Source organism: Citrobacter sp. MGH 55 (genome assembly GCF_016906145.1).
In the GTDB taxonomy this organism is placed as follows: Bacteria; Pseudomonadota; Gammaproteobacteria; order Enterobacterales; family Enterobacteriaceae; genus Citrobacter_A; species Citrobacter_A amalonaticus.
The window spans coordinates 2,661,808-2,687,166 of the sequence record NZ_CP070239.1 but is presented as its reverse complement, the minus strand read 5'-3'; the positions used below and the strand labels follow the sequence as shown (position 1 = coordinate 2,687,166).

Sequence of the window (25,359 nt, the reverse complement as noted above, 5' to 3'; positions counted from 1 at the left end):
GATGTTCTGTTGTGTTTTACCTGGCGCGGATTATAAAGAGCATCCCGGCTATTGCATATGGATGAAGGTAACATTTTTTTAAAATAAGATGAGCATTAGCAACAAAAAGTGTCAACCTAGTCTACTGCAACGTAAACCTCACCGTCGCAACCTGCCCGCTCTCATCCATCGCCAGTAGCTGATAGTCACCTTTTTCGCGCAGACGTAACGTGACACCGCGCCCACGTTCTTGTAGCGGTTCGCCATTAAGGAACCACCAGCGCTCTCCTGTGCCGCCGCTGCTCTGAAGCGTTACGCTCGCCTCTGTGGCCCCCGGTAAACGTCTGACGATTGCGCCATCACGCACGCCAGACAGCAACAGTGGTAATGCGGGATCCTGCCCGTGCGGCGGACACACCGTTGAGGATAACGGCAAGCGCGCACGGCGACGCTCAGCGGCGGGCAACCACGGTTCAAGCGGCAACGGCCAGACAATCAGCATTTGTTCTTGCGCCTGCGGACAATCAGCGGCAACGCGTCGGCCTGCCTTATCCAGCCAGATCGGGAAACGAATACCGCTCACCCCTTCCTGCTCCGGCAGCAACAGCGTGGGCGGCTGCACGTCTTCCAGCAGCCAGGTGGCCAGACGACGCCGACAATTGCTGTCACCAGGGGGAAGAGACTGCCCGCCAGGCCAGCACACAACGCCACGGGTGACCGACTGCGGGCGCGGATCTTCCGGCAGCGAGGCGCCACGGGCTAAGAGCAGGTTGTTTACCTGATTGAGCAGCGGGATTGCACTGGCATAACCGAACTGTCCGGCAACGGGCGTACCGTCCGGTCTGCCCGTCCAGATACCGATGACATAGCGAGCATTGAGGCCAATCGCCCACGCATCGCGATAACCATAGCTGGTGCCCGTTTTCCACGCCAGCGGGGCCACCCGGGGAAGCGCACTATCCGGCAGCGGCTGCGCTTCATCGGCCAAAATACGCCGGATGATCCACGCCGCGCCGGGCGACATCAGTCTGCGTTCGACAAGGGGATCGCCCGGCTGCAAACGCAGTTTTCCCGCTTTGCCGTGGCGAGCAAAAGCGCTGTACCCCGCGACCATATCCTCAAGCCGCGCGCCTGCGCCCCCCAAAATAAGCGACAAATTAGGAGTCGCGCCCGCAGGCAAGTACAGCGGCAGTCCACTATTACGTAATTGTGCGGCAAAACGCTTCGGACCGTAGGCCTCAAGCACCTGTACCGCAGGTAAATTCAGCGAGCGCACCAGCGCTTCGCTCATACTGACAGGGCCATGAAAACCGCTGTCAAAATTACCTGGACGATAATCCCCACTACGGCGCGGTACATCCTGCAATAAAGACGCCGGGTGGATTAATCCATCATCCAGCGCCAGCCCATAGACAAAAGGCTTAAGCACGGAACCGGGCGATCGAATCGCCTTGACCATATCCACATGACCGAAACGCGTGGCATCATTCAGATCGACCGAACCGACCCAGCCACGCACGCTCATGTCAGTGTGATCGACGACGATCATCGCCAGCGAACTTCGCGCTGGCAGCCTGCCCTTCCAGTTTTGTGCCAGCTCTTCCAGCTGTCGTTGCAGCCCGGCATCCAGGGTGGTGACAATTTTGTCGCCTTGATTTTTACCCAAAATCATCCGCGAGAACAGTGGTGCCAGTTGCGGCATCTGGCGAGGCGTCAGCCAGACCGGCTCTTCACGTGATTCCTCCACCTGGTGCGGCGACCAAATCCCCTGCATTGCCATCCGCTCAAGCACTTTGTTGCGCGCAGCTTCTGCCCGATCCGGCCAGCGATCAGGGCGCAGTCGACTCGGTGCCTGCGGTAATACCGCCAGTAACGCAGCTTCAGAGTAACTGAGCTGTGACGGAGGTTTTCCGAGATAGGCCCAACTGGCCGCGCCAATTCCCTGCAACGTGCCGCCAAACGGCGCACGATTGAGGTACAGCGTCAGGATGTCGCGTTTTGAGAGATGCCATTCGAGCTGCAGAGCGCGCCAGAGCTGGCGAAACTTACCGCCAAAAGTGCGGGGATGTGGATCGAGTAATCGCGCTACCTGCATGGTCAGCGTACTGCCGCCAGAAATCACTCGTCCGGAGGAGAGATCCTGCCAGGCGGCACGAAGAATGGAGAGAGGGTTTACCCCCGGATGTTTCCAGAACCAGCGGTCTTCGTAATTAATGAGCGCCTCAAGATAACGCGGAGAGACCTCTTCAGGCGTTACCGGATAGCGCCAGATGCCATCCGCGTCAGCAAACCGCCACAGTGGCGTTCCGTCATGGGCCACGACCACTCGCGCCGGATTGACCTCACGTAAAGGCAGCGGCCAGATTTTATCTGCCACCCAGACGGCGCAAACGAGTAAAACAGACGCGGCGGTCAGCCAAAGCCAACCGCCGCGTTTGCCGGTTAATCGCCCCATTTACGGCTTAACAATCAGAATGTCCCCGGCTACACCGGTCGCCCGCCATTGTGGTACATACATCGATTCTACCATGGGCATCGGCACCTGATAGGTTCCCGGCGTCACCGCTCGCGCCAGATAGACCAGCGTCACCGGCTGTCCACTATTCACTGCCACGGCGGCAACAAAGCGGTCATCCCGAAACTCAACGTGCTGAATATCTGCCTGCTGCATTTGATTGAGCAGGTTTTGCACCTCGCTGCCGCTGTCCTGCAAGCTGGCGCTACCGTTTGCCAGATTCTGGTTTTCCAGTTCCAGCCCGGCTGGCAGCAGATCCACCACCAACGCATCCGGTACATCCTGACTGGCTTTCACTTCCAGCCAGACCAGAACAAGTTCACCACTACGCAGGGAATCCAGCGATTTGCTCTGCCCGTCACTGCCCAGAATATGACGCTCAATCTGCAGCACATTGCTGGCAGGTGCCGGAGCCGATTGTGGATAGCCGCTCACGTCCAGGCGCAACCACATCGGTTGAGCACCGTTATTCGTCACCTGCAACGCCGCAAGTTGATCGGCATCCAGATTACGGGTTTGTGCTTTATCGCCCGTCAGCGGTTGCTCCGCAAGAGAAGTCTGCGCCTGCCAGATACCGGGTAGATCCTGCAGCGAACGGGCTGCCAGGAACAGCGCATTATTCTCCTGCGTTGACAGCCAGCGCTGACTAAACGCTTGTTCAGAGAGCGTGTTCAGCAGCGAGTTCTGGACGTCCGGCTTAAGGTTATTCTCTTCCAGCAACGCCAGCATCAGGGCGTTATCGCGAAGCGGACTACCGTAATCAGCCAGCCACTGACGTTCATCGTGACGCGGGGTGGAGAGCGCCAGCGCAACCGCATCGTCACTCCGTTTCGCATCCCCCATCGTTTTCAACGCTATACCTAATTGCAGCAGCGGTAAGCCGGATGCCGCCTGACTGCGCCGTTCCCAGATCTCGCGTAGCGCGCCAAGTGGGGCTTTTTGCTGCCGCGCCAGGACCAGCGCGGCATAAGCCTGCACGGCAAATTTGCTTGCCTGCGTATCGCTGGAGTAGCGAATCGACATCATTCCCGGATCCTGCAGGTATCGCAGCAGGCGCGCATTGCCCTGATTGATCCCCGCCGCTGGAACGCTATAGCCCTGCTCACCCGCCCGAACCAGGAAATCCATCGCATAGGCGGTCAGCCAGTACTCTTCCGGACCATTTTTGTCCCACAGCGCGAAACCACCGTTATCACGCTGCATTTGTAACAGGCGGGCAATCCCGGTTTCGATTGCCGCACGACGCTTCTCGTCAGTATCACCCGCGATGCCCAGCGCTTGTAGTTGCGCGGCATTGCTATAAAGCGACGGGAACAGGCCACTGGTGGTTTGTTCCAGACAGCCGTAAGGATACGCCTTCAGTTCGCGAATATAGCGCGCCAGATTTAACGGCGGTTTACCACTGAACAGCAGTTGGCCCTGTACCGTCACCGGCGAGAAGTTCATCAACCCTTCTTCAGGAAGGGTCCAGCTTTCCCCCGGTTGCAGCATCACGCCGCTATTGACCGTTTGCGCCGGGAATGCCGGACGTACGCCAATCTTCCACTGCTTTTGCTGCGGTCCGATGTCTTCTCCCGGCACGTTCAATCCACTTAACGTCGCCTGCAGTTCACCATCACCAAATCCTTCTTTCGCACGAACAGGAACAAACAAGGTTGTGCGCACGCCCGGCTCCAGATTGACCTGCGCAGGCTGGTCGCTGACCAGTTCGATCAGTCCGCTGGCGGCCAGCGTCACGTTCAGTGACTGTGGTCGATCGGTAAGGTTGGTCACGTCCAGCACCAATCGCGAGGTATCGCCACCGGCCATAAAGCGCGGCATATTCAGCTCAGCAATGACCGGGGCGGCGACGATAGTTTTGCTTTCATTGCTGCCAAAGTCATCCGCCGTCCACGCCTGCGCCATCACGCGCAGCTCGCCATTAAAATCGCCAATCGGTAGCGTCACACTGCCTTCACCCTGCTCATTGAGCGTGACCGGTTGCGCCTGCTGCGCCACGATATTTACATGGTTGACCGGCGGTTTACCGCCGCGCTTCAGTTCATCGCCATCACCGCCAAAGCGCAGTGCGGCCAGACGCCCCTGGCCCTCAATCACCTGGCCATAAATGTCATAAATATCCGCGCCGTAGCGTTTTTGTCCAAAGAAGGCCTGCCACGGATCCGGCGTAACGTAATCGGTAATGTTCAACACGCCGCTGTCCACTGCCGACACCAGGACGTTAACCTGCTTTGGCGTCTCGCCGTTTTTACTGCTGGCCTTGATCTTCACGGTCAATGGCTGGTTGGGACGCATTTTGGCCGGGCTTTCCAGCGCCAGCTCCAGACGTCGGTTTTCGTCTCCCAGCGGTAAATGCAGCAAGCCTACGGCACGTTTCGGCGTTGCAGAACGAGATTTATCTCCCGGACGCACCACCAGCGTGCTCAGGTATAGATCGTGGCGATTCCACGATTTATCGACCGGAATGGAGAGATCCAACCCCTGCGCCGGGACATCAATTTCCTGCCACCACAGCGGACCTTCACTGGATTCTACCATCGCATACCCTTTCCCAGCCGCCGGTGCTGCAATATGCAGCTTCATGGTGTCGCCCGGGCGATAGGCCGGTTTGTCCAGCTTCAATGTCACGCGATCCGGCCGAGCCGCCCCGCTGCCATCACTGTTATCCTGCCAACTGTAACCTGCCCAGAAACGAACGCTACTGATCGCATCGTTTGGCGCTTTTACTTCCAGTCGGTAGGCACCCCATTCGACCGGGAATGTCACTTTGCCGGTTTCATCGGCTTTCAGATCCAGCGTCTGCTCACCTTCCAGCAGATCTTTTTGATCAAAGCGCGACTGCCAGCCTTCGCTTTCCAGCCAGTCCCAGTAGTAGTCGCGACGCTCACGAATCAAACGCACCTGTAACCCGGAGACCGCTTTCTTCTCTCCCTGGGCATCGACATAGACAATGTCAAAAGCGGCGTTGCTGTCTTCATCAACAATCGGCTGATTCACCGTAGTATCGGTGCGGTAGTCATACACCGCTTTAACGGCAAATTGCGGCCGGATACCCGGTAATGTGTCTGCCGGCCAGATCGCCTGCTCAGCGCGACGCGTAACAGGACGACCACCGGACTCCAGCAGGCTCGCCTGCAAGATCACCTGCAACGGTGAGTGGGTCTCACGCCACTCGCTATTAGTGCTGATGTCACCACGCCCGGTTTCGTCCAGCGTCAGTTGGACTTCATCAAGAGTGCGCGACAGGTTTTCTTCAGCGATATTGCCAAACTGGAAGCCGGGCAGTGACGGCACAGCATCACGCAGTGGGCGCAGGTACAGCTGCCCTTGCAGCGCATTGCCATTCGCCGGGGCGCCGTAGAGGTAGTAGCCCACTACCGAGAACGTCACCTTATCAGACGGCGACAAAGGCGTTTCCTGACTGGTGAGATTCAACGCCATTCGCTCCGGCATGAAATCTTCAACGTGGAAATCCCACATCCGGCTTTGGTTATCGCCCGTGTTGGCGCGAATGTGCCACATTCCGGTCGGCGCACTGCTGTCCAGCGGATAAGTAAAGCGATACAACCCGTTATCCGGTTGACTGACGACAGTACGAATCACCTGGCCGTCCGGTTTAACGACCTCCAGCTTCACTGGCTGATCGGGCAGCGTCTTGCCGTCGCTGTCACGCAGCAGACCGTTGAGGATCACCGTCTCGCCGGGTCGGTAGAGATCGCGCGGGCCAAACATAAAGAACTGTTTGCTGTAGCCAGGATCCCCCGCGATGTCGAATTCTGCTAAATCCAGCGCCGGGAGCTTCAGATCCAGCAGCGTGGTTTGCCCCTCTTTACGCGCCAGCAACAGCGCGGCATTCTGGTGATTTTCAAGCTGTACATGGCCTTTCGCATCGCTGGTCGCTTTCGCCAGGGTCTGTCCTTTTTCATCCAGCAAAGCGACATCTACCCCCTGCTGCGCGGCACCATTCTCCAGACTTTGCGTAAACACATCGAGCCGGTTCTGATAGCGATGTGCCGATACGCCGACGTCGCTGAGCGTGAACAACGTTGCGGCGTTGCTGTACTCGTACTGCCCGGCTTTGGTCATCACCGCGACGTAGACACCCGCCTGCTGCAACGGCTTAATCTCGCTCAGCGGCAGAAGAAGTTTTTCGCGGGTGTTACGCGCAGGATTGAGATCGAAGCGACCGGTATAGACCAAATCCGCCATTTTCAGCAGATTGTCGGACTCCCAGTTGGACATCGAATTCCGGTACTCCCACTGACTGACAAAGGCTGCCAGCGATTCAGGTTTCACGCGGAAAAAGTTAACGTCTACGTTGTTCACGTTGAGCGCCATCACGGGCAGCCCTTCCACCACTTTCCCCGGCAGCAGTGAACCACGGCTGGCAAAACCCACGCTGGGTTGAATATCACGCGTGGTGAGGCTTTTCTCATAGTTGATTTCGAAGGTCGCTTTGTTCAGCGCCCTGAGATCGCGCTCAATGGTCACCAGCAGATCACGATTCGGTTCCAGGTGGCGTAAACGCAGCTCTTTCAGATTCGGCGACAGTTCCCATGCGCCATCGACTTTGCCGCTTTTTTTATCCACCACGTGGACGAGACGGGCAAAATCCTGTTCAGGATCTAACGGGATGGAAAAGGTCAACACCAGCGTCGATGCGCCGTCCAACTGCACCTCTGAGACATCCAGCAGCGTCAGCGCTTTGCCCTCGCTTTGTCGGGCCAGTTTCTGCAACTGTGCGGTATCTTTTTCCGCTTTCTTTTCCGCCGCGGGTTGTGTGGCGGGGGCGTCGTTTTTTGCCGCTGTCGGAGCTTTATCGTTGTTATCGCACCCAGCCAGCGCCAGCATGAGCATGCAGGCGACTACGCGTATGTGTTTCATTTTTCATCCCTGGCCAATATGGCCCGTTAGCAACGTAGAACCGTTATTATGCGTGAGATTTCACTTTGTGTAAGTCTCTTTCCCCTCCCATCTTGTCTGAATTTAATTAAGAAATGTGGGATCACCGGACAAATCAGCCTCTTCTACTTGTCCCCTGTCGGCAAAGGCCTGACAATTTACCGGACACCTGATAAACATGGAGATCCCCATGACTACCGCCTTTTTTGTCGCCGCCGACTGGCTTGCCGAGCATATTGACGATCCGCAGATTCAAATTATCGACGCCCGTATGGCACCGCCAGGACAGGAAGACCGCGACGTTGCGCAAGAGTATCGCTCGGGACATATCCCGGGTGCGGTGTTTTTCGATATCGAAGCGCTCTCCGACCACACTTCACCTCTGCCGCATATGATGCCACGCCCGGAAAGCTTCGCCGTGGCGATGCGTGAACTGGGGGTACATCAGGATAAACATCTGATCGTGTATGACGAGGGTAATCTGTTCTCCGCCCCGCGCGCGTGGTGGATGTTGCGCACCTTTGGCGTGGAGAACGTGTCCATTTTGGGTGGTGGTCTGGCGGGCTGGCAACGTGATGAGTTGCCGCTACAGGAAGGTAACGTCGAACTCCCGGAAGGTGAGTTTGATGCAGCGTTTACCTCTGAAGCTGTCGTGCGCGTCACCGACGTCCTGCTCGCCAGCCATGAGAAAAGCGCACAGATTGTCGATGCCCGCCCGGCAGCACGTTTTAATGCTGAAGTCGACGAGCCGCGTCCAGGTCTCAGACGCGGTCATATACCCGGCGCCTTAAACGTGCCGTGGACAGAACTGGTTCAGGAAGGCGAATTGAAAACAACCGACGAACTGGATGCCATCTTCTTTCGCCACGGCGTCAGTTTTGATCGTCCGATTATCGCCAGTTGTGGTTCTGGCGTGACGGCAGCCGTCGTCGTGCTGGCGCTTGCGACGCTGGACGTGCCAGACGTCACGTTGTACGACGGCGCGTGGAGTGAATGGGGATCGCGTACCGATTTACCGGTAGAACCGGCTGACGCTAAATAAATTCTGATTTCTTAGTCAGCTTCGCCCACAAAAAAACCGCTCAAACGTTTGAGCGGTTTTTTTTGTGCTGGTCCGGTTCGCGGCCTTTCCAGCTGGCTGTGTTGCCATAGCAACGCAGGCATGCCGTAGTGGGGTAATACTCTCTTTTAAGGAAAATAATGTCAAGTTAGTTAGCCAGGAAACTATTAGGAAGTTGATGTATCATTCTTCCCGGCCCTTTTCGCCGCCTCGCAAGCGGGCACTGGCTTCAGAAAAGGATGTCCCTTGGCCGTTAGCGCAGGCATGTCGTAGTGCTTGCTGTCAAGGCATTATCGCCAGTGGTGCTGTCGTGAAGCGGTCTTTGCATGGACCGCACAATGACGATACGGTACGTCTGTATCGTGCTTCTTGTTTCTGGTGTGTTGTGCCTTCACGCAGACCAGAGTTACCCCAGTAATTCTGTTCTCGTAAAGACCAGCGACCAGGGCAGGTAAACGAGGATGCCGCCTTTCGGGGCGGCTTTCCTTCACTTAAATAATTCGGTTCTGTTTGAAATCACGCAGGAACCCGCCCCAGCGGCGTTCGTAGAACGGCGCGATGTGTTCGGTGATAAAGTGGCTGATCCCTTTCTCCCCTTTTTTCACCTGACAGATATCGATCGGTTCATCGCCCGGTAGCGTATCAGTTGCCACACTGCCCGCAGCCTGAATAATCTCCTCAATATCGCCATCGGCCTCAATACCAATCAGCAGATTAGCCTCAGCGTCCGCGCGCTCTTTAATTGAGCAGAGAAACGCACGCTTCACCGGCTTGATGGTCTTAAACAGCGTCGTGAGCGAATCGATCATCTGTGCTGGCGGTTCGGCCACTTCGGAGAGAATCAGCGATTCCCCACCTTCCAGCACTTCCTGCGTGCTCAGTGGATTGCCCTCTTCCCCCATCAGCAGGCTGATTTCGCGAGGCATAAACTCTTTACCCGTCGGCAATTTGGCGTTGAGGAACAGCGTTTCGCCGAGCGTCATTTCAAACAGCGTCCGTACTGGCATCACCACAAACGCCTGCTCATCTTCGACGGCCTGCTGCAACGCTGCCAGCGAGGTGAAAAAAGGGATAACGGTGGTGCCATCTTCTTTTTCCCAGTGCTGAAGATCGAGCGCGCTGTCTTCGACAATCGCTTCGCCGTCTGCCGCAGTACCAGGTACCCAGACAGTGGATTCCAACAGGGTGCGGAAAAATGCCGGACGGTGTGCGGGTTCAGTCGCCGCCTGCTCCAGCAGGGTTTCTAATTCGTTTTTTGTTTCGGACATAGAGATCACAAATTATCTATGGGTTGCAGGCCTGATAAGACGCACTGCGTCGCTACCAGGCAAAATGCCGGGTGGCGCTTCGCTTACCCGGCCTACAAAAACACCTTTCAGGCAGTCAGTAGATTTGCAATAGTGCGCACACCCAGACCGGTCGCGCCGGCAGACCACTGCTCAACCGGCGCTTTGCGGTAGGTCGCCGAGCAGTCGATATGCAGCCAACCCTGCTGGTAGTTTTCCACAAAGTGCGACAGGAATCCTGCGGCTGTGCTCGCCCCTGCCGGATACGCCGCGCTGCCGGTATTGTTCAACTCGGCAAAATTAGACGGCAACTGGTTGCGATGAAATTCCGCCAGCGGCAGACGCCAGAACGCCTCGTTTTCTTCAGCTGCGCTTGCCAGCAGACGGTTCGCCAGTTGGTCATCGAAGCTGAACAGCGCGTGGTAGTCGTTACCCAGCGCGGTTTTCGCGGCTCCGGTCAGCGTCGCAGCATCAATGATCAGCTCTGGCTTCTGCGCGCTGGCGTCAATCAGGCCATCCGCCAGCACCAGACGCCCTTCCGCGTCGGTATTCATCACTTCGACGTTTTTACCGTTGCGATAGTGGATGATATCGCCCAGCTTGAACGCGTTACCGCTGATCAGGTTATCCGCACAGCACAGGTACAGCTTCACGCGTTTGTTCAGACCGCGCGTGATCGCAAATGCCAGCGCGCCGGTTACCGTTGCGGCACCGCCCATGTCGGACTTCATGGAGTCCATAAAGGCACTCTGCTTGATGCTGTAACCGCCGGAATCAAAGGTGATCCCTTTCCCGACCAGGCAAGCAAAAACCGGGGCTTCTTTATCTCCTGTCGGGTTGTAGTCGAGCGCCAGCAGGACCGGAGGACGTTCAGAGCCGCGCCCCACAGTATGCAGCCCCATATAGTTCTGCTCACGCAGATCTTCGCCTTTGGTAATACGGTAAGAGACGTGATCGCACGCCACGCTGCACAGCAGGTCAACGGCACGCTGCGCCAGTTGCTCTGGACCCAGCTCTTCCGCCGGTGCGTTAATGGTGTCACGCACCCAGTCAATGATGGTCAGACGGTTATCCAGCTCCTGACGCTGTACGTCGTCCAGCTCTGGCCATTCCACTTTTCGGCTGCCTTTCGGCCCTTTGTAGCCCTGCCAGAATGACCAGCAGCGGTCTGCATTCCAGCCCTCGCCTGCCAGTTGCACATGCTTGATGCCAAGGCCGTCGATTTTACGTGCCGCGCGCTGAATAAGACCCAGGTCATCTTTCCCATTAAGGTGCAGGGCAATACCATCGTTATTGATACTGTATGTAGCTTTTTCACCCCAGCGTGCGTCAGCAGGTTGTGTGGAAAGCGTAATTTTCATGGCTTCTGTCATGTTATTTATCCTTATTAGCAAACGGGCCGCCTCATGGCAGCCCGTTATGTGACTTACTCTGCTTCATCTAACCAGACTAGCAGAATCGCCTCCAGAATTTTTTCATTGGATGCGTCAGGGTCGTCATCAAATTCCTCAAGATCGCAGATCCACTGATGAAGATCGGTGAAACGAACGGTCTTTGGATCGAGATCGGGGAACGCATCGTACAGCGCTTCACCGATTTCGCGGCTATCGGTCCACTTCAGTCCCATACTACCCTCTGTTAATGCTCACGAGCATGATTGATTGTGTAACGTGGGATTTCGACTACCAAATCATCCCCGGTTACGCGAGCCTGACAGCTTAAACGGCTCTCCGGCTCCAGTCCCCAGGCTTTATCCAGCATGTCGTCTTCTTCTTCCGTGCTTTCCGGCAGGGAGTCAAAACCTTCACGCACAATGCAGTGGCAGGTCGTACAGGCACAGGATTTTTCGCAGGCGTGCTCAATCTCGATACCGTTGCGCAGCGCAACGTCAAGAATGGTTTCACCGGTCTTAGCTTCCAGAACTGCGCCATCCGGACAGAGATCCTGATGAGGCAAAATAACAATCTTTGGCATATTAAACCTCGTCCACGGAATGGCCTTTCAGCGCGCTACGGACCGACTGATCCATACGGCGAGCGGCGAATTCCTGGGTTTGTTTGTCTACGTTTTTAATGGCTTGTTCGATAGCGTCAACATCATCGCCCAGCGCCACTTCGCTCAGGTGCGCGGCGGCATCGTCGATCAATTGACGTTCTGCGGCGCTTAGCAGCGCGGCATCAGCGGTCAGCGCGCCGGTTAAACTCTCCAGCACGCGCGCCGCTTCGACTTTCTGCTCTGCCAGCATACGGGCTTTTACGTCCTGCTCGGCAAAACTCATCGAATCCTGAATCATTGAGGCAATTTCGCTGTCGGTCAGACCGTAGGACGGTTTCACCTGAATAGAAGCCTCAACGCCGGTGGATTTTTCCATCGCAGTGACGCTCAGCAGACCGTCAGCATCCACCTGGAAGGTCACGCGAATATGCGCGCCGCCTGCCGGGAGCGCCGGAATACCACGCAGGGCAAAGCGCGCCAGCGAACGGCAGTCCTGCACCAGTTCACGTTCACCCTGCATGACGTGGATAGACATCGCGGTCTGACCGTCTTTGAAGGTAGTAAAGTCCTGCGCGCGCGCCACCGGAATCGTAGTGTTACGCGGAATCACCTTCTCCACCAGGCCGCCCATCGTTTCCAGTCCCAGCGACAGCGGGATCACGTCGAGCAGCAGCATTTCACTGTCCGGTTTATTACCAACCAGGATATCCGCCTGGATTGCCGCGCCGATCGCCACCACTTTATCCGGGTCGATTGACGTCAGCGGCGGGCGACCGAAGAATTCACCCACACGTTCACGCACCAGCGGTACGCGCGTGGAACCGCCAACCATCACCACTTCCAGCACCTCTTGCGCCTCAACGCCGGCATCTTTCAGTGCGCGACGACAGGCCAGCAGCGTACGCTTAACCAGTGCGGAAATGAGTTCATTAAACTGTTCGCGGGTAATCTCGCCCTGCCAGCCCGCCACGTTAATCGTGACTGACTCGGTATCGCTGAGCGCGATTTTCGCCGCGATGGCGGCATCCAGCAGTTCGCGCTGCACGCGGTTATCGCTGCGATCGGCAATTCCCGCCTGTTCACGGATGTAATCCGCCAGCAGGTGGTCGAAGTCATCGCCACCAAGCGCGGAATCCCCGCCAGTCGCCAACACTTCGAATACCCCGCGACTCAGGCGCAGAATAGAAATATCAAACGTACCGCCACCGAGATCATACACTGCAATGACGCCCTCTTTGCCGGAATCCAGACCGTAGGCAATCGCCGCAGCGGTCGGTTCATTGAGCAGGCGCAGCACATGGAGGCCCGCCAGGCGTGCGGCATCTTTGGTCCCCTGACGCTGTGCATCGTCAAAGTACGCCGGTACGGTAATCACCACGCCATCCAAATCGCCGGAAAGCGACTCAGAGGCTCTCGCCGCCAACGCTTTCAGGATATCGGCTGAAACACGGACCGGATTTAGCAAACCCGCCGCCGTTTCAATCATCGGCAAGCCATTTTCACTTGCCTGGAAACGGTATGGCAGATGCGGGTAGCGAGTCTGAATATCTGCCAGTGAACGTCCCATCATGCGTTTCACTGAACTGATAGTATTGGCGGTATCCAGCGCAGCATTAGCGCGCGCATCATAGCCGACCGTGTGGCCCTGTGGCTGATAGTGAACGACGGACGGCAGCAGATGACGACCGTCGTGATCGGCCAGCGTTTCCGCCTGACCGCTACGCACGGTTGCGACCAGAGAGTTGGTGGTCCCGAGATCGATACCCGCAGCCAGACGACGCTGGTGTGGCGCTGCGCTCAGACCAGGCTCACTAATTTGTAATAAGGCCATAATTGCTTCCGAAGTTTAAAAATCGAGCAGTTTTTCTTCGAGTTGTTCTGCACTGCTTCGCAGTTTATCGAGAAAACGCAGTTTACGCACGGTATCGGCCGCGGCGTCCCACGTCTCGCTATCCAGTTGTTCCACCATCAACTGATGGCGGCTATCAAACATCTTTTTCACGCGCTGAATAAACTGTTCCAGCCACGCCTCGTCTTTCGTCTGTTCGATCTCATCGAGTTCTTCACGCAGTTCCAGTTGTTCCATCAGGAACGCGGTATCGCGCACCGTGTGCTGCTCGTTGCTGAGATCAAAACCGTGTAGCGAAAGCAGATATTCTGCGCGCATCAGGGGATGGCGCAGCGTTTGCCAGGCCTGGTTGATAGTGGCGGATTGCTGGACGGCAGCAAGCTGTTCCGCCTGGGTACCACTGGCAAATTTATCAGGGTGATACTGGCGTTGCAGATCCTGAAAACGAAGGCTCAGCGCCTGAATATCGAGCGGATAACGGGCCGGTAAGCCAAAGAGGGTGAAGTAGTCCATAACATTCTCAGGGGTAGCCTGTTAGAACAAACCCCACACGTAGCAAGGCCACGGCGGGGTTTTCGGATGACGCGCGTTACACGTGGAAGCTTTCGCCGCAACCACACTCGTCTTTCACGTTCGGGTTTGTGAACTTGAACCCTTCGTTCAGACCTTCTTTCACGAAGTCTAACTGCGTTCCGTCCAGAAATTGCAGGCTTTTTCCGTCGACCACAACCTTAACGCCTTTGTCTTCAAACACGGTGTCTTCTGCCGCCGGTTCATCAACAAATTCCAGTACATACGCCATACCTGAGCAGCCGGAGGTTCTCACGCCCAGACGCAGGCCAAACCCTTTACCACGGTTCGCCAGGAAGGTATTTACTCGCGCTGCTGCACTGTCGCTAAGTGTAATCGACATAATAAAACCTCAACTCTTCTTATTTTGCTTCACGTTTGCTTTTGTAGTCCGCAATGGCGGCTTTGATCGCGTCTTCTGCCAGAATAGAACAGTGAATTTTCACTGGCGGCAGCTCAAGCTCATCGGCAATATCGGTATTTTTGATCGCCTGTGCTTCGTCCAGTGATTTCCCTTTCACCCATTCGGTAACCAGGGAGCTGGAGGCGATAGCGGAACCGCAGCCGTAAGTCTTGAAACGCGCGTCTTCAATGATACCTTCATTGTTAACTTTGATCTGCAACTTCATCACGTCGCCACAGGCTGGTGCACCCACCATGCCGCTGCCCACGTTCTCATCGCTGTTGTCAAAAGAGCCCACGTTACGTGGATTCTCGTAATGATCGATTACTTTTTCGCTATAAGCCATGATGAATTCTCCTTATCGGTACCGATTAATGATGTGACCATTCGATGCTGTTCAGATCCACGCCCTGCTTGTGCATTTCCCACAGCGGAGAAAGGTCACGCAGACGGCCGATAGATTTACGAACCAGTTCGATGGTGTAATCAATCTCTTCTTCGGTAGTAAAACGACCTAAAGAGAAACGAATAGAGCTATGTGCCAGCTCGTCGGTCATTCCCAGTGCGCGCAGCACGTAGGAAGGCTCGAGGCTCGCAGAGGTACAGGCAGAACCGGAAGAGACCGCGAGGTCTTTCAGCGCCATGATCAGCGACTCGCCTTCAACGTAGTTAAAGCTGACGTTGAGGATATTTGGTGCGCCCTGCTCAAGGTCACCGTTCAGGTAGACTTCTTCCATATCTTTCACGCCGTTCCACAGACGGTTACGCAGACCGCGCAGACGCGCCATCTCGGTTTCCATCTCTTCTTTCGCGATGCGATAGGCTTCGCCCATACCGACGATCTGGTGGACAGGCAGCGTACCGGAACGCATGCCACGCTCGTGACCGCCGCCGTGCATCTGTGCCTCAATGCGAATACGCGGTTTACGACGAACGTACAGCGCGCCGATCCCTTTCGGGCCATAAATTTTGTGACCGGAGAAGGACATCAGGTCAACTTTCAACTGGCTCAGATCGATAGGCAGTTTGCCCACGCTCTGGGTGGCGTCAACATGATAGATGATGCCGCGAGCACGGCACATTTCACCGATAGTCGCGATATCCTGTACCACGCCGATTTCGTTATTCACGTGCATGATGGAAACCAGGATGGTGTCGTCACGCATCGCCGCTTCCAGTTCTTTGAGATCGATAATCCCGTTGCTCTGCGGCGCCAGGTAGGTCACTTCAAACCCTTCACGCTCCAACTGACGGCAGGTATCCAGTACCGCTTTGTGCTCGGTTTTACTGGTGATAATGTGCTTGCCTTTTTTCTGATAAAAGTTGGCTGCACCTTTGATCGCCAGGTTGTCGGATTCAGTCGCACCGGAAGTAAAGACGATTTCACGCGGATCGGCACCCACCAGATCGGCAATCTGATTACGGGCGATATCAACCGCCTCTTCAGCCTGCCAGCCGAAACGGTGTGAACGGGAGGCCGGGTTACCAAAGGTTCCGTCCAGTGTCAGGAACTGCATCATTTTCTCGGCAACACGCGGGTCCACCGGCGTGGTTGCGGAGTAGTCGAGATAAATCGGTAATTTCATTGCTCTATAAACTCCGTACATCGCTTCAATGCAAGGAGTCAGGCAACCGGCTGGATGTACGACCGTGTTAACGGAGCGCAAACGCTCCGGCCTGACTCGAAAATCTTCTTATCGTTAACCTAACTGTTTCGCGTTTCAGCAAGGCGGTAAACATGCGAATCCCCGAGAGCTTACAAAAGTAAGCGGGGTGAACATGTGCAGCCAACGCAGATGCAACCCGAAACAGGACGGTTAAATTAAGCGCGTAACTTAACGTCAATCGCGTCTTGTGCACGATTTGTGCGTGGAGCGTCGTGGCTGTGCTGGCGACCAGACACATCCAGGACTTCCTGGTTATTCACCAGTTCACCTAACGTAATGTTGTTGAGGAAACCGGTCAGACGGTCGCTCAGATCGCGCCACAGCGCGTGGGTCAGGCATTTATCGCCGCCCTGACAACCGCCTTTGCCCTGACAACGTGTCGCATCTACCGACTCGTCAACAGCGCTAATCACTTCACCGACTGCAATACTGCCGGCATCTTTACCCAGCAGATAACCACCGCCTGGCCCACGTACGCTGGACACCAGACCATTTTTACGCAAACGGGAGAACAGCTGTTCCAGATAAGAAAGGGAAATTCCCTGACGTTCAGAAATATCAGCCAACGGTACCGGGCCCGCTTCGGAGTTGAGCGCAACGTCCAACATTGCGGTCACGGCATAACGCCCTTTAGATGTCAGTCTCATGTCTTACTTAGCCTCAAACTCGCCCCTGCCCGGGGTTTTTTATTGTAAAATGGGGTATTGCATAGCAGGGCCAAGTCTGACATTCCCGACTAAATCAGTCAACTATTTACTTGACTGTTTTAGTCAGGTATTTAACCTTCAGTGCCATTTTGCTTTGCCGGATGGCTTGCACTTACTTGTCTTTATTCTGCTGCTCAATAGAAGCAAGCATTCCACGCAGAATATTCAGCTCCTGGCTCTCCGGACGCGCACGCGTAAACAGACGGCGCAACTTGTTCATCACTTGTCCCGGATGGTTTTCACGGATAAACCCCGTCGACAGCAACGTCTGCTCAAGGTGACCGTAAAACCGCTCCAGATCGTCTACCAGCGGGTACGGTGCTTCTTCATGCACGACCGCATCAGGATTTTCCTGCGTCGCCAGCCAGGCCATGCGCACTTCATACGCGATGACCTGTACCGCCATTGCCAGGTTCAGCGAACTGTATTCCGGGTTCGCCGCAATCGCGACATGGTAATGGCATTTTTGCAGCTCGTCATTGGTCAGCCCAACGCGTTCACGACCAAACACCAGCGCCACGGGGGTATTTGCCGCTTCCGCTACGCTTTTTAAACCGCATTCGCGCGGGTCAAGCATCGGCCACGGCAACGTACGCGAACGTGCGCTGGTCCCGACCACCAGGCTACATCCGGCCAGCGCTTCATCGAGGGTATCGACGATCTGCGCGTTGCCGATCACATCACTGGCCCCTGCCGCCAGGGCGATGGCCTGGGAATCAGGTTTCACGAGCGGGTTCACCAGCCACAGGTTGGTTAACCCCATTGTTTTCATGGCGCGGGCAACAGAGCCCATATTCCCGGTGTGAGACGTTTCCACCAGCACGATTCGAATATTTTGCAGCATTGTCTTTCTTCAGCTAAAGATTATTCGGCCATATTATCATAAATCGAAGACATATTCCGATCTCGCTGCTATACTCTGCGCCGTTTTCCCGTTCTTTAACATCCAGTGAGAGAGACCGATGCATCCGATGCTGACCATCGCCGTGCGCGCAGCGCGCAAGGCGGGTAATGTAATTGCCAAACACTACGAAACGCCTGACTCAGTAGAAACCAGCCAGAAAGGCAGCAATGATTTCGTGACCAACGTCGATAAAGCCGCTGAAGCGATTATTATCGAAACGATCCGCAAATCTTACCCGCAGCACACCATCATCACCGAAGAAAGCGGTGAACATGAAGGTACCGATCAGGATGTTCAATGGGTTATCGATCCACTGGATGGCACCACCAACTTCGTAAAACGTCTGCCGCACTTCGCGGTTTCCATCGCCGTACGTATTAAAGGCCGCACTGAAGTCGCCGTGGTTTACGATCCGATGCGTAATGAACTGTTCACCGCAACCCGCGGCCAGGGCGCACAGCTGAATGGTTACCGTCTGCGCGGCAGCAATGCGCGTGACCTGGACGGCACTATTATCGCGACCGGCTTCCCGTTCAAAGCCAAACAGCACGCCACCTCTTACATGAATATCCTCGGCAAAATGTTTACCGAGTGTGCTGACTTCCGTCGCACCGGTTCTGCTGCGCTGGATCTGGCCTATGTTGCCGCTGCGCGCGTTGACGGTTATTTCGAAATTGGTCTGCGTCCGTGGGATTTCGCCGCGGGTGAACTGATCGCCCGTGAAGCTGGCGCCCTGGTCTGCGACTTTACCGGTGGTCACAACTACATGACGACCGGCAACATCGTGGCGGGTAACCCGCGCGTGGTTAAAGCGATGCTGGCGAATATGCGTGACGAACTGAGCGACGCGCTGAAGCGTTAATCTCAGTACTGCCCGGTGGCGCTAACGCTTACCGGGCCTACTCGAACAGTAGGCCAAATAAGCGCTAACGCTATCCGGCAAAATCAAAACGGCCTTAATCCCCTTCCCACTGGCACCGCACTCACCCACATCACTCCTGCTGCCACCACTAATATCGCGCCACCGGCTAACGCCAGCGTTAACCAACCGACCTGCCGCCATAGTACCGGTGCATGATTGCTGCTCAACCTGACTGCCAGCGTACGAAAACTGTGCACCAGCAGCGCCAGAGAGGTAATCGTCAGCGACGTTCCCGCCGCCATTGCCAGCGCCGAGACTATTCCCCAGCCAAAGACGCCGATGACTTTGCTGAACAGCAGTACCATGATCGCCCCGGAACAGGGACGCATCCCCATCGACAGAATAATCATTAGCCGCGCGCGCCAGTCATCATCGTGGTGGATCTGCTCCGGATTCGGCATGTGCTGATGCCCGCAGCCACAGTTTTCATGGTGCACATGGTGTGGCGTGAAGGCGATAAACCTGGGTTTGCGCAGCAGCGCATGCAGTTTCTTCAGCGCCCGCCAGCAGAGCAAAACGCCCAGAATCCCCACCAGCGCATAGCTCCCCTTCTCCAGCCAGAAACCGCTCAGATGTAACTGTCTCGCCGGCAGTTGCAGGATGCTGAGCACGACCACGACCAGCCCGATTGCCACCAGCCCCTGCAATAACGAAGAAGCCAGCGTCAGCCCGATGCTCGACTTCAGCTTTGAAGGATGGGTCGCCAGCCAGGTGGTGATCACGACCTTTCCATGCCCCGGTCCCAGTGCGTGCAGCACACCATATAAAAAGCTAAACAGCAGCAATGACCCACCCGCCTGGGCTGGACTGGCGGCAACGGCCTTCAGCAATACGCTCATCTGCTGATTCACCTCCCGCTGCCAGACAATACTTTTGATCATCACCTGCGGCCAGGCGTACCACAGCCAGACACCACCGATCGCTGTAATCAGCAAAAACAGCGCCAGCGGCCACAGCGACAGCCAACGCCGTGCGCGAATGCGGGTCGTGGATATTACTGACATGAGACCGTCACCGTCTGTGCAAATTGTTTCCCCAGTTCCATATCCTCCGGAGGCGCGTCTTCTTTATCCAGCGACTGGGCAAAGCTGAGCGATTCTTCGCTCGGGGTCGGTGTGTTCACGGCGATTTCACATTGCTCACGCAACGCCGACGATAGCGTTGCATCGTTATCTTCTTCGTAGCTCATATCGACATAATAAGAGGGATCAAAGGTCGAGAAGGTGTAACGCTGCCCGCTCAATGGTTGCGGTTCGGCAAGCGGCAGCACAAAGGTGAGCACGGCCTGATGCTCAACACGCTCCATGCTATATTCCGTGGGGCGGTTCTTAAATTTAACGCGCTGCCCGTTGTGCCACATTTCGGTAAAGTAATGCTGTCCCAGCACATTCGCCATCACTTCCGCCGCCAGCTTCTTCCAGATTTCAGAACCCGGTTGAGCGTCGCCCGCATCATAAAGCAGATCGGCAGAGGTCAGTTCATCCATTGTCCAGCGCATCTTCAGCGCCACAAAAGTCCCGTTATCGCCGATCACTTCCGTTTTCAGACGAATAAAACTGTGAGGATGTGCGCTCACCGTAGACGTCAAAAATGCGAGTAATACCAGCAAAGCGCCGCGTATCATGAATGGTATCAACTCCCCACAAAAACAGGACGGGCCACGCGAGTCACGATCGTCGTGGCAGGATTGTCCGTGAGAATAACATTGAAATGAGGAATGTTGGGCGCTGATTTCTGGACTCGATTCAGTTCTCAGATTTGCGATTTCGTCGCTGAGGGCGGTACGCCTGCTGCGGTTATTTTCTGTGTGCAATAGCCAATTTGATAATTAATTGTAAAAATAAATAAGCATTTTTCGACATTTATTAACAATTAAATTAACCAAAAAAGCATTTCAATCGCTCAAATTAACTATAATTTAACCATAAAATACCCATAAATTAACAAAAACGGGCATTTATCACATTTATGAAACTTGCGATTCATTACCTCTTCCCTTCGTTGATAACCTCCTGTCCGTGACATGCCCCGGTCCCTACAAAAGGTACAACTATGAAATTCAAACTCGCATTACTCAGTGCAACCCTGGTTTCTGCATGCATGTTGTCCGGCCCGTCCTTTGCGGCAGAAAAATATGAAATCGCTGTGGTTGCTAAAGTCACTGGTATTCCGTGGTTTAACCGCATGGAAAACGGCGTGAATGAAGCCGCGAAGAAACTGGATGTGAATGCTTACCAGACTGGCCCTTCCACACCGGATCCGGCTCAGCAGGTAAAAGTGATTGAAGATCTCATTGCCAAGAACGTTAACGCGATCATTGTGGTACCTAATGACGCCAAGGTGCTTGAGCCCGTGCTTAAAAAAGCGCGCGATAAGGGTATTGTCGTCCTGACTCACGAATCGCCAGATCAGCAAATCGGCCAGTGGGATATCGAAACGATCGACAGCGAGAAGTACGCGCAGGCTAACGTTGACGAGCTGGCGAAGGATATGGGCGGGAAAGGCGGCTATGCCATTTACGTCGGCTCGCTGACCGTGCCGTTGCACAACGCCTGGGCCGATTACGCCATCAAGTACCAGAAAGAAAAATACCCGGAGATGTTTGAAGTCACCACTCGTCTGCCGGTGGCTGAGAGCATCGACAAATCCTACTCCACGACGCTGGACCTGATGAAAACCTATCCGCAGATGAAGGGCATCATTGGCTTCGGTTCGCTGGGTCCGATTGGTGCCGGTCAGGCGGTACAGAAAAAACGCGCGAAAGATAAAATTGCCGTGGTGGGGATTGCAATGCCCGCACAGGCAGCGCCTTATCTGATGCGTGGCGACATCAAAAAAGCGATGCTGTGGGATCCAAAAGATGCCGGCTACGCGCTGGTGACCGTGGCAGATCAGTTGCTGCAGGGCAAAGAGGTCACGCCAGATCTGACCATTGAAGGATTAGGGAAAGCCGATGTCGACATGGAGAAGAAAGTGATCCGCTTTAACAAGATCCTCGAAGTCACCAAAGACAACGCGCAATCACTCGGTTTCTAAGGCTCCAGCCACCACCAGGGAAACCTAACGCCGACCGTCTGGTCGGCGCTACCAACAGGCTTAACACTCTGCGCCCGTCAGGGCGCTCGCAGGGGTATTGTCCATGACAGACACCACCGCATTTATCACTCTTGAGAATATCAGCAAGCAATTCCCGGGCGTGCTGGCGCTGGATAATGTGAATCTGACGCTGAAAAAAGGCGAAGTTCACTGTCTGGCAGGACAGAACGGTTGCGGTAAAAGCACCATTATTAAAGTGATTTCCGGAGTCTATCAGCCGGAAAAAGGAGCGCAGATCCTGCTGGATGGCAAACTGTTTCACCAGTTGTCACCACAGCTCTCTTCGCATTACGGCATCCAGGTTATCTATCAGGATTTATCCCTCTTTCCTAACTTCAGCGTGGCGGAGAATATTGCCGTCAACCGCTACCTGCCCGGCGGCGACATCTGGGTGCGGCGCGGTACGATGAAGCAACAGGCGCTGGCGGCAATGAAGCGGATTGGCGTCAGCATCGATCCCGATAAAAAAGTGGAAAAACTCTCCATTGCCGACCGTCAGCTCGTCGCGATTTGTCGCGCCATTGCCGCCGACGCGCGTCTGGTGATTATGGACGAACCCACCGCTTCCCTGACGCGCCAGGAGGTCAACGGCCTGCTGCGAGTGGTCAATGAACTGAAAGCCGACGGGATTTGCGTGGTGTTCGTCAGCCACCGTCTCGATGAGGTGATGGAAGTGGCGGACCGCATCAGCGTAATGCGCGACGGCAAACTGGTGGGGACGTATCCCGCCAGCGAACTCGACAGCCATGAACTGGCATTCCTGATGACCGGTCAACGCTTCCACTACAGTCCGCTGCCGGAAAAACCGCCGGTTGAACAGGAGCCAATGTTGGAACTGCGCAACCTGAGCCGCAAAGGAAAATATCAGGACATCAACCTGTCGCTGCGCAGCGGTGAGATCGTGTCAATTGTCGGCCTGCTTGGTGCAGGCCGCACCGAGCTCTGCCTGAGTCTGTTTGGCATGACGCATCCGGACAGCGGGGAAATTCGCATTAACGGGAAACCGGTTCAACTGCGCAACAACCATGACGCAATCAGACACGGGATCGGCTATGTCTCGGAAGATCGCCTGACCCAGGGGCTGATCATGGAACAGTCGATCTACGACAACACGATTGTCACGGTCTTTGACAAACTGCATACCCGCAGCGGCCTGCTCGATCACGGTAAAGCCAAAACGCTGGTCGCCGATCTGATCCGTGAACTGAACATTAAAGTTTCCGATCCGCAGTTGCCGGTCAAAACGCTCTCCGGCGGCAACGCCCAGCGTATCGCCATCGCCAAATGGGTGGCGACCCAACCGCATATCCTGATCCTGGACTCCCCAACGGTGGGGGTTGATATCGCCAACAAAGAGGGGATCTACCAGATCGCCCGCAATCTTGCGGAACAGGGCATGGCGGTGCTGATGATTTGCGATGAGATCCCGGAAGCGTATTACAACAGCCATCGCGTGCTGGTCATGCGTCGCGGAAAGCTGGTCGCCGAGTTTAATCCGCATCGCTGTCGCGAAGAGGACATTGCAGAGGTGGTCGAGGTCATCCATGAATAACTTTCATCTCTCCCGTTTAATCGGGCACCATGAATTCTGGCTGGGCCTGCTGGTGATTGCGCTTGCCGTTGGGCTGAGCGTCAGCACTGACGAGTTCCTGTCACTCGGTAATCTGACGGACGTCGCCACCAGCTACGCCATTCTCGGTATTCTCGCCTGCGGGCTGTTTGTCGTGCTGATCTCCGGCGGAATCGATATTTCGTTCCCGGCGATGACGGCGATAGCGCAGTACGCGATGGCAAGCTGGGTGATCGCCCACGGCGGCAACTTTCTGCTGGCGCTGACCATCGCCATCGCCGTCGGGTTATTGCTCGGGCTGATTAACGGCTTCCTGGTCTACTGGCTGCGCGTGCCCGCTATCATCATCACCATCGCCACGCTTAACGTCTATTACGGTCTGCTGGTTTACGCCACCAAAGGCACCTGGCTGTACGGCTTCCCGGACTGGTTCATGAACGGTATCAACTGGTTCTCGTTCACCGCGGCAGATGGCTATGACTACGGTATTACCCTGCCGTTACTGTGTCTGGCGGCAGTGATCGTCTTCACCGCTATCCTGATGAACTACACCCGTCTCGGTCGCCAGATTTACGCGATGGGCGGTAACCGCGACGCCGCCTCCCGCCTCGGACTGAATCTGTTGAAGCTGCATTTCTATGTCTACGGCTACATGGGTATTCTGGCCGGCGTCGCCGCCGTCGTGCAGGCGCAGATCACCCAGTCCGTCGCACCAAACTCGCTGCTCGGTTTTGAGCTGACGGTGCTGGCGGCGGTGGTGCTTGGCGGCACCAGCATGAGCGGCGGTCGGGGCACATTGACCGGAACGCTGCTGGGGGTGATTCTGCTGGCCTTTTTGCAAAATGGTCTGACGCTGCTCAGCGTCTCCTCGTACTGGCACACCGTTTTCAGCGGCATCATTATCCTGGTCAGCATCAGCGCCACCGCGTGGAACGAAAAACGCAAACTGGCAAGGGAGCTTTGAGATGAAAGCGTTCGCAAGAGTATTACCCGGTGATGCCATCATCCGCCTGCAGTGCGTGATTATTATCGTCGTCGCCGTGGTCTTCTCGGCGCTGTTGGGCACTCGCTTTTTCAGCGTCGCAAACTTCCAGTCCATCGGCTCACAGTTACCGATCCTCGGCATGCTGGCGCTGGGAATGGGGATGACCATGCTGACGGGCGGCATTAACCTGTCGATTATTGCCGGTGCCAACGCCTGTTCGCTGGTGATGGCGGCAGTCATCGTCAGCCATCCGGACAACCCGTTGTTCCTCGCGCTGGCGCTGCTGGCCGGTGCAGCGGTCGCCGTGGCGATAGGGACGCTGAACGGCGCGCTGATCGCCTGGGTTGGCGTGTCGCCGATCCTCGCCACGCTCGGCACCATGACGCTGATCTCCGGGCTGAACATTTTACTCTCTAACGGCACGGTGATTTCGGGCTTCCCGGCGGCAATTCAGTACCTCGGCAACGCCACTCTCGCAGGTATTCCCGTGGCTCTGCTGCTGTTCATCGTGGTTGCGGTGCTGCTGTGGGTATTGCTGGAACACACCACGCTCGGGCGTAGTCTTTATCTGATGGGATCCAACGAACAGGCGACCCGCTACAGCGGCGTGAATACCGTTCGGGTGCAGATTTCCGTCTACGTCATTTCCGCCCTGCTCGGCTGGGTGGCCGCAATCTTAATGATGGCGAAATTCAACTCGGCGAAGGCCGGATACGGTGAGTCTTATCTGCTGGTCACTATTCTCGCCTCGGTGCTGGGCGGCATCAATCCGGACGGCGGATTTGGCCGTATCATCGGCCTGGTGCTGGCGCTGATTGTGCTGCAAATGCTGGAAAGCGGCTTTAACTTGCTGGGGATCAGTAGCTATCTGACGATGGCGCTTTGGGGCGCGGTACTCATCCTCTTTATCGCATTACAGAATCGTAGAGCCTGATTTCAGGAGAAAAAT

22 protein-coding genes are annotated in these 25,359 nt (G+C 55.7%); 7 read left to right on the top strand and 15 right to left on the bottom strand.

Features of this window, described 5'->3' with window-relative positions:
* Positions 1-121: 121 nt before the first annotated feature.
* Both pbpC and JTI98_RS10550 read right to left on the bottom strand, forming a co-directional pair.
* Positions 122-2,434 (bottom strand): peptidoglycan glycosyltransferase PbpC, encoded by a 2,313-nt coding sequence (pbpC, locus tag JTI98_RS10555; protein ID WP_216081223.1) that lies wholly within the window; start codon positions 2,432-2,434, stop codon positions 122-124.
* The gene (locus JTI98_RS10550; protein ID WP_216081222.1) at positions 2,435-7,378 is read right to left on the bottom strand and encodes an alpha-2-macroglobulin; all 4,944 of its coding nucleotides are present in this window, start codon (positions 7,376-7,378) and stop codon (positions 2,435-2,437) included.
* 208 nt (positions 7,379-7,586) lie between these two features.
* Here JTI98_RS10550 and sseA point away from each other — a divergent pair, with 208 nt between their 5' ends.
* The gene (gene sseA / locus JTI98_RS10545; protein WP_042999826.1) at positions 7,587-8,438 is read left to right on the top strand and encodes a 3-mercaptopyruvate sulfurtransferase; all 852 of its coding nucleotides are present in this window, start codon (positions 7,587-7,589) and stop codon (positions 8,436-8,438) included.
* A 344-nt stretch (positions 8,439-8,782) separates the two neighbouring features.
* Positions 8,783-8,911 (top strand): small toxic inner membrane protein TimP, encoded by a 129-nt coding sequence (timP, locus tag JTI98_RS21430; protein WP_371811882.1) that lies wholly within the window; start codon positions 8,783-8,785, stop codon positions 8,909-8,911.
* 36 nt (positions 8,912-8,947) lie between these two features.
* On the opposite strand, the gene sseB is transcribed toward timP, so the two are convergent.
* The 11 genes from sseB to trmJ form a co-directional block, all read right to left on the bottom strand.
* Complete coding sequence (gene sseB, locus JTI98_RS10540) at positions 8,948-9,724, bottom strand: enhanced serine sensitivity protein SseB (RefSeq protein ID WP_054176541.1); 777 nt, start codon at positions 9,722-9,724, stop codon at positions 8,948-8,950.
* Positions 9,725-9,831: 107 nt separating this feature from the next.
* The gene (pepB, locus tag JTI98_RS10535; protein WP_044253083.1) at positions 9,832-11,115 is read right to left on the bottom strand and encodes an aminopeptidase PepB; all 1,284 of its coding nucleotides are present in this window, start codon (positions 11,113-11,115) and stop codon (positions 9,832-9,834) included.
* 53 nt (positions 11,116-11,168) lie between these two features.
* Positions 11,169-11,369 carry a Fe-S cluster assembly protein IscX gene (gene iscX / locus JTI98_RS10530; protein ID WP_042999823.1) on the bottom strand — a complete coding sequence of 67 codons (201 nt, stop codon included), beginning with the start codon at positions 11,367-11,369 and terminating at the stop codon, positions 11,169-11,171.
* Positions 11,370-11,380: 11 nt separating this feature from the next.
* On the bottom strand, positions 11,381-11,716 hold the full coding sequence (fdx, locus tag JTI98_RS10525) for an ISC system 2Fe-2S type ferredoxin (RefSeq protein ID WP_042999822.1): 336 nt from the start codon (positions 11,714-11,716) through the stop codon (positions 11,381-11,383).
* A 1-nt stretch (position 11,717) separates the two neighbouring features.
* Positions 11,718-13,568 (bottom strand): Fe-S protein assembly chaperone HscA, encoded by a 1,851-nt coding sequence (gene hscA / locus JTI98_RS10520; protein WP_044253086.1) that lies wholly within the window; start codon positions 13,566-13,568, stop codon positions 11,718-11,720.
* Positions 13,569-13,583: 15 nt separating this feature from the next.
* Positions 13,584-14,099, bottom strand: coding sequence for a co-chaperone HscB (hscB, locus tag JTI98_RS10515; protein ID WP_200119588.1), 516 nt, complete (start codon positions 14,097-14,099; stop codon positions 13,584-13,586).
* Positions 14,100-14,175: 76 nt separating this feature from the next.
* Positions 14,176-14,499 carry an iron-sulfur cluster assembly protein IscA gene (iscA, locus tag JTI98_RS10510; RefSeq protein ID WP_003037681.1) on the bottom strand — a complete coding sequence of 108 codons (324 nt, stop codon included), beginning with the start codon at positions 14,497-14,499 and terminating at the stop codon, positions 14,176-14,178.
* Between the two features lie 19 nt (positions 14,500-14,518).
* Positions 14,519-14,905: a Fe-S cluster assembly scaffold IscU gene (gene iscU, locus JTI98_RS10505; RefSeq protein WP_002913991.1), complete on the bottom strand. Its 387-nt coding sequence runs from the start codon at positions 14,903-14,905 to the stop codon at positions 14,519-14,521.
* 25 nt (positions 14,906-14,930) lie between these two features.
* On the bottom strand, positions 14,931-16,145 hold the full coding sequence (iscS, locus tag JTI98_RS10500; protein WP_042999818.1) for a cysteine desulfurase: 1,215 nt from the start codon (positions 16,143-16,145) through the stop codon (positions 14,931-14,933).
* 236 nt (positions 16,146-16,381) lie between these two features.
* Positions 16,382-16,873, bottom strand: a complete 492-nt coding sequence (gene iscR, locus JTI98_RS10495; RefSeq protein WP_042317591.1) for a Fe-S cluster assembly transcriptional regulator IscR — start codon at positions 16,871-16,873, stop codon at positions 16,382-16,384.
* A 172-nt stretch (positions 16,874-17,045) separates the two neighbouring features.
* On the bottom strand, positions 17,046-17,777 hold the full coding sequence (trmJ, locus tag JTI98_RS10490) for a tRNA (cytosine(32)/uridine(32)-2'-O)-methyltransferase TrmJ (RefSeq protein WP_044327920.1): 732 nt from the start codon (positions 17,775-17,777) through the stop codon (positions 17,046-17,048).
* A 118-nt stretch (positions 17,778-17,895) separates the two neighbouring features.
* On the opposite strand from trmJ, the gene suhB reads away from it, so the two are divergent.
* The gene (gene suhB, locus JTI98_RS10485; RefSeq protein ID WP_042999816.1) at positions 17,896-18,699 is read left to right on the top strand and encodes an inositol-1-monophosphatase; all 804 of its coding nucleotides are present in this window, start codon (positions 17,896-17,898) and stop codon (positions 18,697-18,699) included.
* A gap of 83 nt (positions 18,700-18,782) precedes the next feature.
* Here suhB and JTI98_RS10480 read toward each other — a convergent pair whose 3' ends face one another.
* Entirely contained in the window at positions 18,783-19,763 is a 981-nt protein-coding gene (locus tag JTI98_RS10480; RefSeq protein ID WP_216081221.1) for a nickel/cobalt transporter, read from the bottom strand.
* The gene (locus tag JTI98_RS10475) at positions 19,754-20,383 is read right to left on the bottom strand and encodes a DUF1007 family protein (protein ID WP_090050500.1); all 630 of its coding nucleotides are present in this window, start codon (positions 20,381-20,383) and stop codon (positions 19,754-19,756) included. Before JTI98_RS10475 ends, JTI98_RS10480 begins: the two co-directional genes overlap by 10 nt.
* A 428-nt stretch (positions 20,384-20,811) precedes the next feature.
* Here JTI98_RS10475 and JTI98_RS10470 point away from each other — a divergent pair, with 428 nt between their 5' ends.
* The 4 genes from JTI98_RS10470 to JTI98_RS10455 all read left to right on the top strand — a co-directional run bounded on the left by JTI98_RS10470 (position 20,812) and on the right by JTI98_RS10455 (position 25,344).
* Positions 20,812-21,795 carry an autoinducer 2 ABC transporter substrate-binding protein gene (locus tag JTI98_RS10470; RefSeq protein WP_216081220.1) on the top strand — a complete coding sequence of 328 codons (984 nt, stop codon included), beginning with the start codon at positions 20,812-20,814 and terminating at the stop codon, positions 21,793-21,795.
* A 103-nt stretch (positions 21,796-21,898) separates the two neighbouring features.
* Positions 21,899-23,407, top strand: coding sequence for a sugar ABC transporter ATP-binding protein (locus JTI98_RS10465; protein ID WP_044264914.1), 1,509 nt, complete (start codon positions 21,899-21,901; stop codon positions 23,405-23,407).
* A complete protein-coding gene (locus tag JTI98_RS10460; RefSeq protein ID WP_044253103.1) occupies positions 23,400-24,389 on the top strand; it encodes an ABC transporter permease in 990 nt (329 codons plus the stop codon). The genes JTI98_RS10465 and JTI98_RS10460 overlap by 8 nt, the downstream gene beginning before the upstream one ends.
* Before the next feature lies 1 nt (position 24,390).
* On the top strand, positions 24,391-25,344 hold the full coding sequence (locus JTI98_RS10455; RefSeq protein ID WP_042999810.1) for an ABC transporter permease: 954 nt from the start codon (positions 24,391-24,393) through the stop codon (positions 25,342-25,344).
* The last annotated feature ends 15 nt before the right edge of the window (positions 25,345-25,359 follow it).

Bases quoted from the DNA above. Each gene is read 5' to 3' on its own strand.
- timP (WP_371811882.1), top strand. From the start codon at position 8,783: ATGGACCGCACAATGACGATACGGTACGTCTGTATCGTGCTTCTTGTT.
- JTI98_RS10460 (WP_044253103.1), top strand. From the start codon at position 23,400: ATGAATAACTTTCATCTCTCCCGTTTAATCGGGCACCATGAATTCTGG.
- fdx (WP_042999822.1), bottom strand. From the start codon at position 11,716: ATGCCAAAGATTGTTATTTTGCCTCATCAGGATCTCTGTCCGGATGGC.
- iscR (WP_042317591.1), bottom strand. From the start codon at position 16,873: ATGAGACTGACATCTAAAGGGCGTTATGCCGTGACCGCAATGTTGGAC.
- JTI98_RS10470 (WP_216081220.1), top strand. From the start codon at position 20,812: ATGAAATTCAAACTCGCATTACTCAGTGCAACCCTGGTTTCTGCATGC.
- iscA (WP_003037681.1), bottom strand. From the start codon at position 14,499: ATGTCGATTACACTTAGCGACAGTGCAGCAGCGCGAGTAAATACCTTC.
- JTI98_RS10455 (WP_042999810.1), top strand. From the start codon at position 24,391: ATGAAAGCGTTCGCAAGAGTATTACCCGGTGATGCCATCATCCGCCTG.
- trmJ (WP_044327920.1), bottom strand. From the start codon at position 17,777: ATGCTGCAAAATATTCGAATCGTGCTGGTGGAAACGTCTCACACCGGG.
- iscS (WP_042999818.1), bottom strand. From the start codon at position 16,145: ATGAAATTACCGATTTATCTCGACTACTCCGCAACCACGCCGGTGGAC.
- pepB (WP_044253083.1), bottom strand. From the start codon at position 11,115: ATGACAGAAGCCATGAAAATTACGCTTTCCACACAACCTGCTGACGCA.
- JTI98_RS10550 (WP_216081222.1), bottom strand. From the start codon at position 7,378: ATGAAACACATACGCGTAGTCGCCTGCATGCTCATGCTGGCGCTGGCT.
- hscB (WP_200119588.1), bottom strand. From the start codon at position 14,099: ATGGACTACTTCACCCTCTTTGGCTTACCGGCCCGTTATCCGCTCGAT.
- JTI98_RS10475 (WP_090050500.1), bottom strand. From the start codon at position 20,383: ATGATACGCGGCGCTTTGCTGGTATTACTCGCATTTTTGACGTCTACG.
- JTI98_RS10480 (WP_216081221.1), bottom strand. From the start codon at position 19,763: ATGTCAGTAATATCCACGACCCGCATTCGCGCACGGCGTTGGCTGTCG.
- sseB (WP_054176541.1), bottom strand. From the start codon at position 9,724: ATGTCCGAAACAAAAAACGAATTAGAAACCCTGCTGGAGCAGGCGGCG.
- pbpC (WP_216081223.1), bottom strand. From the start codon at position 2,434: ATGGGGCGATTAACCGGCAAACGCGGCGGTTGGCTTTGGCTGACCGCC.
- hscA (WP_044253086.1), bottom strand. From the start codon at position 13,568: ATGGCCTTATTACAAATTAGTGAGCCTGGTCTGAGCGCAGCGCCACAC.
- iscX (WP_042999823.1), bottom strand. From the start codon at position 11,369: ATGGGACTGAAGTGGACCGATAGCCGCGAAATCGGTGAAGCGCTGTAC.
- suhB (WP_042999816.1), top strand. From the start codon at position 17,896: ATGCATCCGATGCTGACCATCGCCGTGCGCGCAGCGCGCAAGGCGGGT.
- iscU (WP_002913991.1), bottom strand. From the start codon at position 14,905: ATGGCTTATAGCGAAAAAGTAATCGATCATTACGAGAATCCACGTAAC.
- sseA (WP_042999826.1), top strand. From the start codon at position 7,587: ATGACTACCGCCTTTTTTGTCGCCGCCGACTGGCTTGCCGAGCATATT.
- JTI98_RS10465 (WP_044264914.1), top strand. From the start codon at position 21,899: ATGACAGACACCACCGCATTTATCACTCTTGAGAATATCAGCAAGCAA.